Consider the following 15,055-nt stretch of genomic DNA (forward strand, 5'->3'; position numbering starts at 1 on the left):
AACGGCGCGACACGCCGAAGTTGCATCACGGTGGATTTCCTGTATTGTATTCACCTGTTGCGCAGTTCCGGTTCGCCGGGACATGCTCCACATGGTGGATATAGCTCAGTTGGTAGAGCATCTGATTGTGGTTCAGAAGGTCGCGCGTTCGAGCCGCGTTATCCACCCCATCAAGCCCCGGTCTCCGGGGCTTTTTTGTTTGTTCCGCCATGGTCGTCGGGCGTGTCGTTTGTCCGTCGCTTCCGTAGTATTGATATTCGTGTGTGCCGACGGTTCGCCTTATGTGACAGGCGGACGGGTCGGGATATCCCGCGAATCGGATGCATCGCGCGCAGTAATGCGGTCGGCGAGAGACGAGCGGGCCATCGGGCCGGTGGACTGTGGCTGCTTACGACTGATTCGTGGTTGTGGGCGTGGGCGCAGTGCGGCGGCTCCACGGAAAAGAAGAAACCACTGAATCGGAGAATTCAAGTTGCCTACTATTGAACAGCTCGTCCGTAAGGGACGCCAGGCCAAGCCGAAGAAGTCAAAGACTTTGGCTCTCAAGGGCAGCCCGCTGCGTCGCGGCGTGTGCACCCGTGTGTACACCACCACCCCGAAGAAGCCGAACTCGGCTCTGCGTAAGGTCGCTCGTGTGCGCCTTTCCTCCGGCATCGAAGTCACCGCCTACATCCCGGGCGAGGGCCACAACCTGCAGGAGCACTCCATCGTGCTCGTGCGCGGCGGCCGTGTGAAGGATCTGCCGGGTGTTCGTTACCACATCGTGCGCGGCGCGCTCGATACCCAGGGTGTCAAGGACCGCAAGCAGGGTCGTTCCCTGTACGGAGCAAAGAAGGCGAAGTAAGAGATATGTCACGTAAAGGACCCTCCAAGAAGCATCAGGTGCTGCCCGATCCGATCTACGGTTCGACCGTCGTGGCGCAGCTCATCAACAAGATTCTGCTCGACGGCAAGAAGTCGATCGCCGAGGACATCGTCTACTCCGCGCTCGATATGGTGAAGGCCAAGACCGACCAGGAGCCGGTCGCCGTCCTCAAGCGCGCCCTCGACAACATCCGCCCGTCCCTCGAGGTGCGTTCCCGCCGAGTCGGCGGCGCCACCTACCAGGTCCCGGTCGAGGTCAAGCCGGCCCGCGCCAACACGCTGTCCCTTCGCTGGCTGACCGACTTCTCCCGCGCCCGTCGTGAGAAGACCATGGCCGAGCGTCTCGCCAACGAGATCCTGGACGCCTCCAACGGTCTCGGCGCCTCTGTCAAGCGCCGCGAGGATACTCATAAGATGGCAGAGGCCAACAAGGCCTTCGCCCACTACCGCTGGTAATACGTCAGAACGAGAGTTAAGGAACACTCATGGCACTAGACGTGCTTACTGATCTTCATCAGATCCGCAACATCGGCATCATGGCCCACATCGACGCCGGCAAGACCACCACCACCGAACGTATCCTCTTCTACACCGGTAAGAGCTACAAGATCGGCGAGGTGCACGACGGCGCCGCCACGATGGACTTCATGGCGCAGGAGCAGGAGCGCGGCATCACCATCCAGTCCGCCGCCACCACCTGCTTCTGGAACCGCCAGACCCACGACACCAAGGAAAAGTTCCAGATCAACATCATCGACACCCCCGGCCACGTGGACTTCACTGCCGAGGTGGAGCGCTCCCTGCGCGTCCTCGATGGTGCCGTCGCCGTCTTCGACGGCAAGGAAGGTGTGGAGCCGCAGTCCGAGACCGTGTGGCGCCAGGCCGACAAGTACGGCGTTCCGCGTATCTGCTTCATCAACAAGATGGACAAGCTCGGCGCTGACTTCTACTACTCGGTCAAGACCATCAAGGAGAAGCTCGGTGCGAAGCCGCTGGTCGTCCAGCTGCCGATCGGCGCCGAGAACGACTTCGCCGGCGTCGTCGACCTGATCCGCATGAAGGCCTACGTCTGGAACGACGTCAAGGACAACATGGGCGCCCAGTACGACACCGTCGACATCCCGGCCGACCTCCAGGACAAGGCCGAGGAGTACCGCTCCGCCCTGCTCGACGACGTGGCCGAGGCCAACGACGAGCTGACCGAGAAGTACCTCGACTCCGGCGAGCTGACCGAGGAAGAGATCCGTGCGGGCATCCGCCAGCTCACCATCGAGCGTCGCGCCTACCCGGTCCTGTGCGGTTCCGCGTTCAAGGACAAGGGCGTGCAGCCGATGCTCGATGCCGTCATCGACTTCCTGCCGTCCCCGGAGGACGTGCCGTCCATCAAGGGCTTCAAGCCGGGCGACGAGTCCGTCGAGATTGACCGCAAGCCGCTGACCTCCGATCCGTTCGCGGCCCTGGTCTTCAAGATCTCCACCCACCCCTTCTACGGCAAGCTCGTGTTCGTGCGCGTCTACTCCGGCTCCGTCAAGCCGGGCGACAACGTGCTCGACTCCACGAAGGGCAAGAAGGAGCGCATCGGCAAGATCTTCCAGATGCACGCCGACAAGGAGAACCCGGTCGACGCCGCCGAAGCCGGCAACATCTACACGTTCGTCGGCCTCAAGAACGTCTCCACCGGTGACACCCTGTGCGCCGAGTCCGCCCCGATCTCGCTCGAGTCCATGACCTTCCCGGATCCTGTGATCCAGGTGGCCGTCGAGCCGAAGACCAAGGCCGACCAGGAGAAGATGGGCGTCGCCCTCGCGAAGCTCTCCGACGAGGATCCGACCTTCCAGGTCACCACTGACGAAGAGTCCGGCCAGACGCTGATCGCAGGCATGGGCGAGCTCCAGCTCGACATCATCGTCGACCGTATGCGCCGCGAGTTCAAGGTCGAGTGCAACGTCGGCAAGCCGCAGGTCGCTTACCGCGAGACCATCCGCAAGGCCGTCATGAACGAGGTCTACACCCACAAGAAGCAGACCGGTGGTTCCGGCCAGTTCGCAAAGGTGTTCATGAACTTCGAGCCTCTCGACACCGAAAAGGGCGAGACCTTCGAGTTCGAGAACAAGGTCACCGGCGGCCACATCTCCGCCGAGTTCATCGGACCCATCGAGGCCGGTGTCAAGGAGGCCATGGAGTCCGGTGTGCTCGCCGGCTTCCCGGTCGTGGGCGTCAAGGCCACCGTGTACGACGGCCAGATGCACCCGGTCGACTCCTCCGAGATGGCCTTCAAGATCGCCGGTTCCATGGCGTTCAAGGAGGCTGCCCCGAAGGCGAAGCCCGTCATCCTCGAGCCGATCATGGCCGTCGAGGTCCGTACTCCGGAGGAGTACATGGGCGACGTCATCGGCGACCTCAACCAGCGTCGTGGCAACATCCAGTCCATGACCGACGCCACCGGCGTCAAGGTCATCGACGCCAAGGTCCCGCTGTCCGAGATGTTCGGCTACATCGGCGACCTGCGTTCGAAGACCCAGGGCCGCGCCATGTTCACCATGCAGATGGACTCCTACGCCGAGGTGCCGAAGAGCGTCTCCGACGAGATCATCAAGGCCCAGCGCGGCGAGTGACACGCGCTGCCGCTGAAGATGCCGGCTGTCTCCAGTCAGCGGTAAAATCGTTTACCGCTGACTGGGTTCTGGCTCCAAAGTGGCAAGCAACCCAGAAACCCAGTACAATGTAGCGAGTGCCTTGCGCCACAAGTGCAAGCCAACTACACGAGACGTCCAGGAGGACAATTAAATGGCAAAGGAAAAGTACGTACGCTCCAAGCCGCACGTTAACATCGGTACCATCGGCCACGTCGATCACGGTAAGACGACGCTGACCGCAGCCATCTCCAAGGTGCTGCACGATGAGTACCCGGATGTCAACCCGGAGTACGATTTCAACCAGATCGACGCCGCTCCGGAAGAGCAGCAGCGTGGTATCACCATCAACATCGCCCACATCGAGTACCAGACCGCGAAGCGCCACTACGCTCACGTGGACTGCCCGGGCCACGCCGACTTCGTGAAGAACATGATCACCGGTGCCGCCCAGATGGATGGCGCCATCCTCGTTGTGGCCGCCACCGACGGCCCGATGGCCCAGACCCGCGAGCACGTTCTGCTCGCCCGTCAGGTCGGCGTCCCGAAGATCCTGGTCGCCCTGAACAAGTGCGATATGGTCGAGGACGAGGAGCTCATCGAGCTCGTTGAGGAAGAGGTCCGTGACCTCCTCGACGAGAACGGCTTCGATCGCGACTGCCCGGTCATCCGTACCTCCGCCTACGGCGCTCTGCACGACGACGCCCCGAACCACGAGCACTGGGTCGAGACCGTCAAGCAGCTCATGGATGCGGTCGACGAGTACATCCCGACCCCGGTCCACGACCTCGACAAGCCGTTCCTGATGCCGATCGAGGACGTGTTCACCATCTCCGGTCGTGGTACGGTCGTCACCGGCCGTGTTGAGCGTGGCCAGCTGGCCGTCAACACCCCGGTCGAGATCGTCGGCATCCGCCCGACCCAGAACACCACCGTCACCTCCATCGAGACCTTCCACAAGACGATGGACTCCTGCGAGGCCGGCGACAACACGGGTCTGCTGCTCCGTGGCATCAACCGTACGGACGTCGAGCGTGGCCAGGTTGTGGCCAAGCCGGGCTCCGTCACCCCGCACACCAAGTTCGAGGGTGAGGTCTACGTCCTGACCAAGGATGAGGGTGGCCGTCACTCGCCGTTCTTCTCCAACTACCGTCCGCAGTTCTACTTCCGCACCACCGACGTCACCGGCGTCATCGAGCTGCCGGAAGGCGTCGAGATGGTTCAGCCTGGCGATCACGCGACCTTCACGGTCGAGCTGATCCAGCCCATCGCCATGGAGGAGGGCCTGACCTTCGCTGTGCGTGAGGGTGGCCACACCGTCGGCTCGGGCCGTGTCACCAAGATTCTCGCCTGATTTTCATCAGACGACATCCGACACGCTTGAACTAGCGCGCTGAATGGGCCCCGGAACCTTGCAAGAGGTTCCGGGGCCCATTCGTATATCCCCACGGAGTATCACCCAGCGGGTCTTACACTTACCTGCGCCCCTATGCCGCTCAGTGATACGTCGTTGCCATGCAGCCCTTGGCACGCGCTCGCAGCGCTGTATACGGGTCATGGCATAATTACCAAGGCTAATTTTGAGCTTTGCCGACATTGACATATGAAAAGGTGAGTTACTGTGGCACAGACTACCAATGACATCAAGAACGGATCCGTCCTGAACCTCGACGGCCAGCTGTGGACCGTCATCAAGTTCCAGCACGTCAAGCCGGGCAAGGGCCCCGCCTTCGTGCGCACCACCATCAAGAACGTGCTCTCCGGCAAGATCGTCGACAAGACCTTCAACGCCGGCATGAAGATGGAGTTCGAGACGGTGGACAACCGCAACCTCCAGTACTCCTACGAGGACGGCGACAACTTCGTCTTCATGGACATGACCACCTACGACCAGATCTACATCCCTAAGACGCTGCTTGGCGACCAGGCCAAGTTCCTGCTTGAGGGCACCGACTGCGTGGTGAGCTTCCACGACGGCACCCCGCTGTCCGTCGAGCTGCCGGCGTCCGTGATCCTGACCATCACCCACACCGAGCCCGGCCTGCAGGGCAACCGCTCCAACGCCGGCACCAAGCCCGCCACCGTGGAGACCGGCGCCGAGATCCAGGTGCCGCTGTTCATCGGCGAAGGCGAGAAGGTCAAGGTCGATACGCGTGACGGCTCCTACCTCGGCCGTGAGAACTGAGAGTAAGGACACCAAGCTTCCATGGCACGTTCCACCGCTCGCAAAAGGGCTCTGAACACCTTGTATGAAGCGGACGAGAAGGGACAGGACTTCCTGTCCCTTCTTGCTGAGCGCATCAAGCAGCCCGGCGCTCAGACGCCGCTTCCCGACTATGCCATCGAAATCGTGCGCGGCGTCGCAGACCATCGTCGCGAGATTGACCGTATGCTCAATGATCACTCCACTGGGTGGAAGGTCTGGCGTATGGCCGTCGTGGATCGCAACATCCTGCGCATCGCGGCGTGGGAGATCATCTACAACGACGACGTGCCCGACCGCGTCGCCATCGACGAGGCCCTTGATCTGGCCAAGCTGCTGAGCGATGAGCATTCGCTGGCCTTCATCCATGGTCTGCTCAGCGCGATCAGCGATGACGACGAGGCCCGTACCCAGCTGCGCAGGACGGCTGACGCGAACGGCCAGGACGATGCCTCGCATCAGGACGGCGAGTCCCATGAAGACACCGAGGACAAGCCGGTTGCGACGGACGCTGCCGATTCGGCCGGCGCTGATTCCGCCGACGATGACGGTGCCGTCGACTTCGAGGACATGAGCTTCGATGATGTTTCCGTGGACGATGCCCATGTGAACGACGCCCCTGCGGACGACGCGGCGGCGAACGACGGCGAGTCCGTAGACAAATAAAGTGAAACCACCATGCCGGGCGGCGGGGAGCGTCCCCGCCGACGGTTATGGTTGGTACGAATATCCCAAGATTATAAGGGGGTTTTGGTGAACCAGATTGATTCCGAAGCCGTGAGTTTCTCCCCTGATGATGCCGTTCTTGTTCTCGAGGACGGGCAAGTGTATGTGGGTGAGCCTTACGGCGCGGTCGGCAGGACCACTGGCGAGATCGTGTTCGCGACCGGCATGACCGGTTACCAGGAGACATTGACCGATCCCAGCTATGATCGGCAGATCGTCGTGCAGACGTTCCCGCACATCGGGGACACGGGAATCAACGAGGAGGATCCGGAATCCTCCCGTATCTGGGTCGCCGGATACGTGGTTCGCGACCCCAGCCCGACCGTCAGCAACTGGCGTGCGACCGGCAGCCTTGACGACGATCTGGTACGCGAGGGCATCGTCGGCATCAGCCGCATCGACACCCGAAAGCTGGTGCGTCACCTGCGTTCGGCAGGCGTCATGCGCGCCGGTATCTTCTCCGGCGATGTGCTCAAGGACGAGCAGGGCCGCATCCGCAGTATCGACTCGCTGATCGACGAGGTCAAGGCCACCCCGCAGATGAAGGGACTGAGCCTGTATGACGAGGTCAGCACCAAGCAGGCATACACCATCGAGCCGTGCGGCGAGTTCGCAGGCAAGGAACCGCTGTTCACCGTCGCCGCCGTCGATCTCGGCATCAAGGCCATGACGCCTCATCGCATGGCCGAGCGTGGCTGCCGCGTGCACGTCGTGCCCTCGACCATCACGTTCGACGAGCTGCAGGCGCTCAACCCGGACGGCGTGTTCTTCTCCAACGGCCCGGGCGACCCCGAGCAGGCCGACCCCGAAGTCGAACTGCTGCGCAAGGTGCTCGACGCCGGATACCCGTTCTTCGGCATCTGCTTCGGTAACCAGCTGCTCGGCCGCGCGCTCGGCTTCGGCACCTACAAGCTGAAGTTCGGTCACCGTGGCATCAACCAGCCCGTCAAGGACCTCACCACCGGCAAGGTCGAAGTCACCGCGCACAACCACGGCTTCGCGGTCGACGCGCCAATCGGCGAGACCGTGGTCTCCCCGTTCGACTCCGGCCGCTACGGCAAGGTGTTCGTCTCGCATATCGACCTTAACGACAACGTGGTGGAGGGTCTGCAGTGCGTGGACATCCCCGCGTTCTCCGTCCAGTACCACCCCGAGGCGGCGGCCGGCCCTCACGACGCCGCCTATCTGTTCGACCGTTTCGTCGATCTGATGAACACGTCCAAGGAGGAACACCGCAATGCCTAAGCGCACCGACATCAAGTCAGTGATGGTCATCGGCTCCGGCCCGATCGTGATCGGTCAGGCCGCCGAGTTCGACTACTCCGGCACCCAGGCGTGCCGCGTGCTGCGCGAGGAGGGCATCCGCGTCATTCTCGTCAACTCCAACCCGGCGACCATCATGACCGATCCGGAGATGGCCGACGCCACCTACATCGAGCCGATCGCGACGCCGATCCTCGAGCAGATCATCGCCAAGGAGCGCCCCGACGCGCTGCTGCCGACCCTCGGCGGCCAGACCGCGCTCAACGCCGCCATGGCGCTCGGCGAGGCCGGCGTGCTCAAGAAGTACAACGTCGAACTCATCGGCGCGTCCCTTGATGCCATCGACCGCGGCGAGGACCGCGAGCTGTTCAAGAAGGTCGTCGACGAGGCGGGCGCCGAGTCCGCCCGCTCCGAAGTGGCCCACTCCATGAAGGAGGTCGACGCGGTGGCCGCCGAGCTCGGCTTCCCGCTGGTCGTGCGCCCCAGCTTCACCATGGGCGGCCTCGGTTCGGGCATCGCCCACAACGAAGAGGAGCTGCACCGCATCGCTGGTGCCGGCCTGCACTACTCGCCGACCGACGAAGTGCTGCTCGAGGAGGGCATCGAAGGCTGGAAGGAGTTCGAGCTCGAGCTCATGCGCGACCGCAACGACAACGTGGTCGTCGTCTGCCCGATCGAGAACGTCGACCCGGTCGGCGTGCACACCGGCGACTCCATCACCGTCGCCCCCTGCTTCACCCTCACCGACCGCGAATACCAGAAGCTGCGTGACATCGGCATCGCCATCATCCGCGGCGTGGGCGTCGACACCGGCGGCTGCAACATCCAGTTCGCCGTGCACCCCGAGACCGGCCGCATCATCGTCATCGAAATGAACCCGCGCGTCTCCCGCTCCTCCGCGCTGGCGTCCAAGGCCACCGGTTTCCCGATCGCCAAGATCGCCACCAAGCTGGCGCTCGGCTACACGCTCGACGAGATCCGCAACGACATCACCCAGTCCACGCCCGCCAGCTTCGAACCGACCATCGATTACGTCGTCACCAAGGTGCCGCGTTTCGCGTTCGAGAAGTTCCCCGGTGCCGATCCGAGGCTCACCACCTCCATGAAGTCCGTCGGCGAGGCCATGGCCCTCGGCGGCAACTTCCAGGAGTCGCTCGGCAAGGCCATGCGGTCCATCGACAAGCGTCACATGGGCTTCAGCTGGGACGGTGACAAGCCCGACCGCAACGAGGTCGACGAGCTGCTCGAAGCGATCAAGATCCCGACCGAGCATCGCTACCTGCAGATTCAGCGCGCCCTGTGGGGCGGCGCGAGCGAGAAGGAGATCTTCGACGCCACGAAGATCGACCCGTGGTTCGTGCGTCAGCTGGCGCTCATCAACGACACCGCGCTCGAGGTGCGCGACGCCGAGACCCTGACCCGCAAGCTGCTGAAGAAGGCCAAGCTGGCCGGCCTGTCCGACCTGCAGATCGCCCACCTGCGCCATCTTGGCGACGAAGGCGAGAACACGGTCCGCGAGCTGCGCTGGACGTATGGCCTGCGACCCGTCTACAAGACTGTGGACACCTGCGCCGCCGAGTTCGACGCGGTCACGCCGTACTACTACAGCTGCTACGCCGACGAGTCCGAACTGCGCCCGCGCGAGCGCGAGGCGGTCATCATCCTCGGTTCCGGCCCGAACCGCATCGGCCAGGGCATCGAGTTCGACTACACGTGCGTGCACGCCGTGCAGGAGCTCGGCAAGGACTATGACACCATCATGGTCAACTGCAACCCCGAGACCGTCTCGACCGACTACGACATGTCGAACCGCCTCTACTTCGAGCCGCTGACCTTCGAGGACGTGCTCGAGATCTACGAGGCCGAGAAGAAGATGGGGCCGGTCAAGGGCGTCATCGTGCAGCTCGGCGGACAGACCCCGCTGTCGCTCGCCGCGCGACTCAAGGCCGCAGGCGTTCCGATTCTCGGCACCACGCCGGAATCCATCGACCTTGCGGAGAACCGTGAGCTGTTCGGCGAGGTGCTGCGTCGCGAACACATGAACGCGCCGCGCTACGGCACGGCGCTGAGCCTCGAAGAGGCGCGCGAGGCCGCGCACAACATCGGCTACCCGGTGCTCGTCCGCCCCAGCTACGTGCTCGGCGGCCGCGGCATGGAGATCGTGTATGACGACGCCCAGCTGATCAAGTACGTCAACCGCGCACTTGACGAGGCGAAGGCCGATACGGTCGTCTCCGGTCGTCTTCCCTCCCCGCTGCTCATCGACAAGTTCCTCCAGGACGCCATCGAGATTGACGTCGACGCGCTGTTCGACGGCAAGGAGCTGTACATCGGCGGCATCATGGAGCACATCGAGGAGGCCGGTGTCCACTCGGGCGACGCGGCCTGCACGCTGCCGCCGTCGACGCTCTCCGACGATCAGATTCGCCGCCTGCGCGAGGGTACGTACGCCATCGCCAAGGGCTGTGGCGTCCAGGGCCTGATCAACGTGCAGTACGCCTTCATGGCGAACACGCTGTACGTCATCGAGGCCAACCCGCGTGCGTCGCGCACTGTGCCGTTCGCATCCAAGGCCACCGGCGTCGCGCTGGCGAAGGCCGCCGCGCGTATCATGGCGGGGGAGACCATCGCCCAGCAGCGCGCCAACGGCCTGCTGCTGCCGAAGGGAGACGGCGGCGTGATGCATCGCGGCCAGCAGGTCGCCGTCAAGGAGTCCGTGCTGCCGTTCAAGCGCTTCCGCACTCCGGTCGGCAAGACCGTCGACATCCTGCTCGGCCCCGAGATGCGCTCCACCGGCGAGGTCATGGGCTTCGACCGAGACTTCCCGCACGCGTTCGCCAAGAGCCAGCTCGCCGCCTACGAAGGCGGTCTGCCGACCAGCGGCAACGTCTTCATCTCCGTGAACGACACCGACAAGCGGCAGCTTCCGCTTATGGCCGTGCGTCTCGTCCAGCTCGGATTCTCCATCTGGGCCACCGAGGGCACCGCCTCCGTGCTGCGCCGCTACGGCATCGAATCCAAGGTGGTCGACAAGATCAGCACCAGGATCGACTCCGATCCGGATGCCGCGGTCAAGGTCGTCCACGCCGAGGGCAGCGTCGGCAAGAACGTGGTCGAGCTGATCGAGGAAGGCAAGATCGACATGATCCTCAACACGCCGAACTCGAGGGGCTCGCGTTCCGACGGCTACTCGATTCGAGCCGCCGCCATCGCCGCCGACCTGCCGCAGTTCACGACCATAACCGAGTTCTCCGCGGTGTTGCTCGCCATCGAGGCCGTGAAGAACAACGACTACCAGATCATGAGCATTCAGGAACACGCCAAGCAGTTGTTCGAGTTGGAAAGTCAGGATTAACGATGACACACCCCAGCAGTGATCAGGAACTTCAGGCCTTGCGATCGGACTTCGGACTGCGGTTGAGCAGTTCGATGCAGAAATACGGTCCGTTGTGCGTGGGCATCGACCCACACCGGAAGATCCTCACCGACTGGGGATACAACGTCGACGCTGAGGGCGCTGAGCTGTTCTCGATGCGCATGCTGCAGGCCATGAGCGACCGTGCGGCTGCCGTCAAGTTCCAGGCGCCCATGTTCGAGCGCTACGGATCCAAAGGATTCGCCGCGCTCGAACGCGTCCTGTATGCCGCGCGGCAGATGGGCATCATCACCATCGTCGACTGCCTGCACGGCGGTCTGTCCACCACCATCTCCGCCATCGCGGACGCCTACTTCAAGCCCGGCGCGCCCATGCTCGCCGACGCCATCACCCTGTTGCCGTACTACGGCGCACGCTCGCTGCAGGGCCTGACCAACGAGGCCCTCAACAACGGCCGTGGCGTCTTCATCGCATCGCTCACCTCAAATTCCGAGGGCGCGAGCATGCAGACCGCCATCCGCCAGACCGGCGACTTCAAGGGCAAGACCGTGGCGTACGGCATCGCCAGCACCGCGCAGAAGTTCAATGATGGCGTCAGCGGCATGGGCTCCGTGGGCCTCATCATCGGCGCCACCATCGGCCAGTGGATCGCCGACAGCGGCGTCGACCCCGCCAAGTTCACGGGGCCGATCCTGTCGCCGGGATACGGCTGGCAGGGCGCCGAGGCCAAGGACCTCAAGACCGTGTTCAAAGGCACCAAGGGCAATGTGCTCGTCACCGTGTCGCGGTTCATCGCCGCGCACGGCCCCGACATCTCGGCGCTCTCGCAGGCCACCGAAGCCATTGCCATTGACGTGCGCCAGGCATTGTACGAGGCCATGAAAGAAGGCGAAGACAAGGAGAAGGACGGCATGGGAACCATCCGAAAGTCCGGCACGACGGCGGCAAGCCACGATCATGACAACAAGACCGGTGTGCAGGTGTCCGAATCCGGTGCGGCCGGTGCCGAAGAGACCGCCGCTCCTGCGGACAAGACGCCGAAGAAGCGTCTCGTCGTGCTCACCGGACCGGCGGGAGTCGGCAAGGGGACCGTGGAGAACGCCCTGCGCAAGAAGCATCCCGGCGTCTGGGTCTCGGTTTCGGCAACCACCCGAAAGCCCCGCCCCGGCGAGGTGAACGGCGTCAACTACTGGTTCCTTGACGATCAGCAGTTCTCGGCCAAGGAGAAGGACGGCGAATTCCTGGAGACCGCGGTCGTCCACGGACTGGCCCGATACGGTACGCTCATCAAGCCTGTGCAGGAGCATCTTGCCGAAGGCATCCCCACCGTGCTGGAGATCGACCTGCAGGGAGCGCGGCGCGTCAAGCAGCGTGCCGCCGAGCTTGGACTCGAAGTGGTGTATGTCTTCATCGCGCCTCCCAGCTTCGACGAGCTCGTCCGCCGTCTGAAGGGACGCGGCACCGAATCCGCCGAGGAGGTGGCCAAGCGCCTGGAGACCGCCAAGGTCGAGCTCGCCGCCGAAAACGAGTTCGACGTCACCATCGTCAACGACGATGTCAACAGGGCTTCGGAAGAGCTGTGGGGCATCATCGCCAAGGAGTACGGCATCACTGAGTGACGACAGGCCGACGGTGATTGCCGCTGACCATATACGCGCGTGGCCGGTGAACGGAGTGCCCGAGAGGGCGGTTCCGTTCGCCGGCCATTGTCATATGTCAGCCATGCTGAGGCGTCATCCGGCGTCAGCGTCCTGCGATATCAGCGTCCCAGCAGACGGTACCGTTTCCAGATGTCGCTGAGCTTTTCCCCGTTCGACGTGCGTCTCCACACGTCAAGACCGGCGCTGTGACCGCCTGCGGCTCGCGCAGCGGCGGTCGGCGTCGTGTATTCTGAACCGTCCTCGAGACGGAAACGTCCGTCCTGCGTCACGGTGACCGTCCACCGCTCGCCCTTGCGCGGGCGTTCCCAGACCAGGGTCTCCCCGGGAATCAGCAGTCCGGCGGCGACCACTTGCCTGATGGTGACGCGCTGGGATCCGCGCGACGGTTTGGCGGCGTCGACAGCCAAACGTTCCGGTGTGTTATCAGTCAGGTCCCGATGATTCTCGTCATACCGGATGTCCCAGTAATCGGCGAGCAGCCGTATGGTCTCGGCCTGACGGTGTTCGACCATCTGCGGCGTGCACGCGTTGAAATCCTGCAACTGGCTGGTCAGCGGGAACCGGCGCGAGTCGGCGCGTAGCAGCAGGCGGTTACGCCGGCGGATATAGTCGTCAAGATTGTTCAGCTGCTCGTCGTTTCCCTGGGCGAGCGCCATGTTGCCCAGCCGGTACATCCAGTAATCGTGCGCGTCATCATCCCAGCCGGCGAACGAGGAGGCCGCATAGTTGGCGAGTGGCATGATGGGCAGGGCGCTGAGCGAACGCGGCCGGGGGATGCGCGCCCCGGCGAGCTGCTCGTTGGCGCGGATCAGCAGCAGCCGGATGAGCTCCGGATCGCCCTGCATCTCACCGTGCAGACGCACCAAGGCACCGGCGCGATCATCGGCGGATACGCTCAGGCCGCGCACCAGATGCACGGGGAATCCCTTGTCAAGATCACGGATTGCGCTTGCCGCATGGCCACGGCGAATCATGGCATTGCGACGGTTCAGCGTATCCATGCCGGTCACGCGCTCCAGCAGCCGCAGGATGTCGTCAAGCCGCTGACGGTCGTGAGGCTCCAGGGCATCGGCCGCGCTCTGCCCGGGCCGTGCCGAATGCGATCCACGGCGTTGGAACACCGAGTCGGCGTCGCCGAGGCTGCGGTAGGAGTGGACGAGCGCCCACATCGCGACGGGACGCCATTCGTCATGACGATAATCGCACAACGATTCAAGACGTCCGCGAACGGTATCCGGAAGCACGGTGTCGGACGGGCGGTCGATGATCCGCCATGCCATGGCGTACGGGGCGAGTACGCCGTCGATGAACGATTCGATGCTGTGCCGGTCGATATACGACTGCAGGCATCCGGTGAGAAAGTCCTCGATGAGACGCCCCGTCGCCGGCGTATGCGTGAGGATGAGATGCAGATAGGAGAAGAAGTCCTCGATCCTCGACGCGTCATCGCCGAGCGGATCCATGATGTCGTCCCAGCGGGCCGAATACAGGTCGGCCGCGGCGGGGGAGAGGCCTGATATCGCCTTCGCCTTGAACACGTCGGACGGGGTGAGTGGCAGTCCGCGCATGTTCATCACGTCGAAGATGCGATGCGCGCCGTCCAGATCGTCCGTGGTCACGATGACCAGCGTGACCATGTTCACCACATAGGAGGCGAAGCGGCGACGCTCCTCTTCGCTCATCAGCGAAAGCGTATCGTAGGCTTGGCGGGTGTTCGCGCGGATGTTGCGCTGGGCGTTCGAGGCGCAGTCCTCGTCCGACATGTCGAACAGGGCCTCGAGATTGCCTTCCTGCACGTATTCACGGAAGAATGCCGCGTCGCGCTCGCGTAGGGCGAGCCTGGGCTGGGCGATGATGCCGCGCAGCTTGTCTCCGGGTTCGACGATCAGCGCGTCGAGCAGTTTCATCCATTCCTCGTCATGCTCGAGGTCGCGCAGCGCGGCGATGATGATCGACAGCGAGACCAGCCGTTGCTGGCCGTCGATGACCGAATAGCGGCATTCCCCCTCGCGCACCAGGATCAGCGACCCGAGGAAGTATGGGGTCTCCGGCGACTGGCAGGCGTCCTGCAGGTCGGTGATGAGCTGCAGGATGTTCTCCCGCTTCCAGATGTATGCGCGCTGGAACGATGGGATGGACAGCTGATAATCCGGTGTGAACACCTTGCCCAAAGGTTTTTCCGTCGCGTCGATCGCCATGATTCCCCCTCCTTTGGCCGTGCTTATCGTATTCAGCCTACCAGCTGGCTGGTATGGATGCAGATGTCGCCGGCATCCTTGTGCGGCGCGGCGCGACTGTGCTGTTGCCGGCGGATGCTGTTGCCGGGCTC

10 protein-coding genes, 1 tRNA gene and 1 pseudogene are annotated in these 15,055 nt (G+C 63.5%); 11 read left to right on the forward strand and 1 reads right to left on the reverse strand.

Features of this window, described 5'->3' with window-relative positions:
- The first annotated feature begins 94 nt into the window (after window positions 1-94).
- The 11 genes and pseudogenes from F7D09_RS01685 (at window position 95) to gmk (ending at window position 12,684) form a co-directional block, all read left to right on the forward strand.
- Window positions 95-170: transfer RNA gene (locus tag F7D09_RS01685), tRNA-His, on the forward strand.
- Window positions 171-472: 302 nt separating this feature from the next.
- The gene (gene rpsL / locus F7D09_RS01690; protein WP_003813881.1) at window positions 473-844 is read left to right on the forward strand and encodes a 30S ribosomal protein S12; all 372 of its coding nucleotides are present in this window, start codon (window positions 473-475) and stop codon (window positions 842-844) included.
- A 5-nt stretch (window positions 845-849) separates the two neighbouring features.
- On the forward strand, window positions 850-1,320 hold the full coding sequence (gene rpsG, locus F7D09_RS01695; RefSeq protein ID WP_152233708.1) for a 30S ribosomal protein S7: 471 nt from the start codon (window positions 850-852) through the stop codon (window positions 1,318-1,320).
- A 29-nt stretch (window positions 1,321-1,349) separates the two neighbouring features.
- Window positions 1,350-3,479 carry an elongation factor G gene (fusA, locus tag F7D09_RS01700; RefSeq protein WP_152233709.1) on the forward strand — a complete coding sequence of 710 codons (2,130 nt, stop codon included), beginning with the start codon at window positions 1,350-1,352 and terminating at the stop codon, window positions 3,477-3,479.
- A gap of 172 nt (window positions 3,480-3,651) precedes the next feature.
- Window positions 3,652-4,851 carry an elongation factor Tu gene (gene tuf / locus F7D09_RS01705; protein ID WP_152233710.1) on the forward strand — a complete coding sequence of 400 codons (1,200 nt, stop codon included), beginning with the start codon at window positions 3,652-3,654 and terminating at the stop codon, window positions 4,849-4,851.
- 267 nt (window positions 4,852-5,118) lie between these two features.
- Window positions 5,119-5,682 carry an elongation factor P gene (gene efp / locus F7D09_RS01710; RefSeq protein WP_152233711.1) on the forward strand — a complete coding sequence of 188 codons (564 nt, stop codon included), beginning with the start codon at window positions 5,119-5,121 and terminating at the stop codon, window positions 5,680-5,682.
- A gap of 21 nt (window positions 5,683-5,703) precedes the next feature.
- Window positions 5,704-6,366, forward strand: coding sequence for a transcription antitermination factor NusB (gene nusB, locus F7D09_RS01715; RefSeq protein ID WP_152233712.1), 663 nt, complete (start codon window positions 5,704-5,706; stop codon window positions 6,364-6,366).
- Between the two features lie 87 nt (window positions 6,367-6,453).
- Window positions 6,454-7,671, forward strand: coding sequence for a glutamine-hydrolyzing carbamoyl-phosphate synthase small subunit (gene carA, locus F7D09_RS01720; protein WP_152233713.1), 1,218 nt, complete (start codon window positions 6,454-6,456; stop codon window positions 7,669-7,671).
- Complete coding sequence (carB, locus tag F7D09_RS01725; protein WP_152233714.1) at window positions 7,664-11,044, forward strand: carbamoyl-phosphate synthase large subunit; 3,381 nt, start codon at window positions 7,664-7,666, stop codon at window positions 11,042-11,044. The genes carA and carB overlap by 8 nt, the downstream gene beginning before the upstream one ends.
- 2 nt (window positions 11,045-11,046) lie before the next feature.
- A pseudogene (gene pyrF / locus F7D09_RS11300) lies at window positions 11,047-11,967 on the forward strand (orotidine-5'-phosphate decarboxylase); the annotation flags it as partial.
- A gap of 9 nt (window positions 11,968-11,976) precedes the next feature.
- Complete coding sequence (gene gmk / locus F7D09_RS11305) at window positions 11,977-12,684, forward strand: guanylate kinase (protein WP_376862807.1); 708 nt, start codon at window positions 11,977-11,979, stop codon at window positions 12,682-12,684.
- A gap of 140 nt (window positions 12,685-12,824) precedes the next feature.
- On the opposite strand, the gene F7D09_RS01735 is transcribed toward gmk, so the two are convergent.
- The gene (locus F7D09_RS01735) at window positions 12,825-14,924 is read right to left on the reverse strand and encodes a GmrSD restriction endonuclease domain-containing protein (protein ID WP_152233716.1); all 2,100 of its coding nucleotides are present in this window, start codon (window positions 14,922-14,924) and stop codon (window positions 12,825-12,827) included.
- Window positions 14,925-15,055 lie beyond the last annotated feature (131 nt).

The organism is Bifidobacterium leontopitheci (genome assembly GCF_009193355.1).
In the GTDB taxonomy this organism is placed as follows: Bacteria; Actinomycetota; Actinomycetes; order Actinomycetales; family Bifidobacteriaceae; genus Bifidobacterium; species Bifidobacterium leontopitheci.

Excerpts from the sequence above, each read along its gene's own strand:
- rpsG (WP_152233708.1), top strand. The coding sequence starts at position 850 with ATGTCACGTAAAGGACCCTCCAAGAAGCATCAGGTGCTGCCCGATCCG.
- fusA (WP_152233709.1), top strand. The coding sequence starts at position 1,350 with ATGGCACTAGACGTGCTTACTGATCTTCATCAGATCCGCAACATCGGC.
- tuf (WP_152233710.1), top strand. The coding sequence starts at position 3,652 with ATGGCAAAGGAAAAGTACGTACGCTCCAAGCCGCACGTTAACATCGGT.
- nusB (WP_152233712.1), top strand. The coding sequence starts at position 5,704 with ATGGCACGTTCCACCGCTCGCAAAAGGGCTCTGAACACCTTGTATGAA.
- carB (WP_152233714.1), top strand. The coding sequence starts at position 7,664 with ATGCCTAAGCGCACCGACATCAAGTCAGTGATGGTCATCGGCTCCGGC.
- gmk (WP_376862807.1), top strand. The coding sequence starts at position 11,977 with ATGGGAACCATCCGAAAGTCCGGCACGACGGCGGCAAGCCACGATCAT.
- F7D09_RS01735 (WP_152233716.1), bottom strand. The coding sequence starts at position 14,924 with ATGGCGATCGACGCGACGGAAAAACCTTTGGGCAAGGTGTTCACACCG.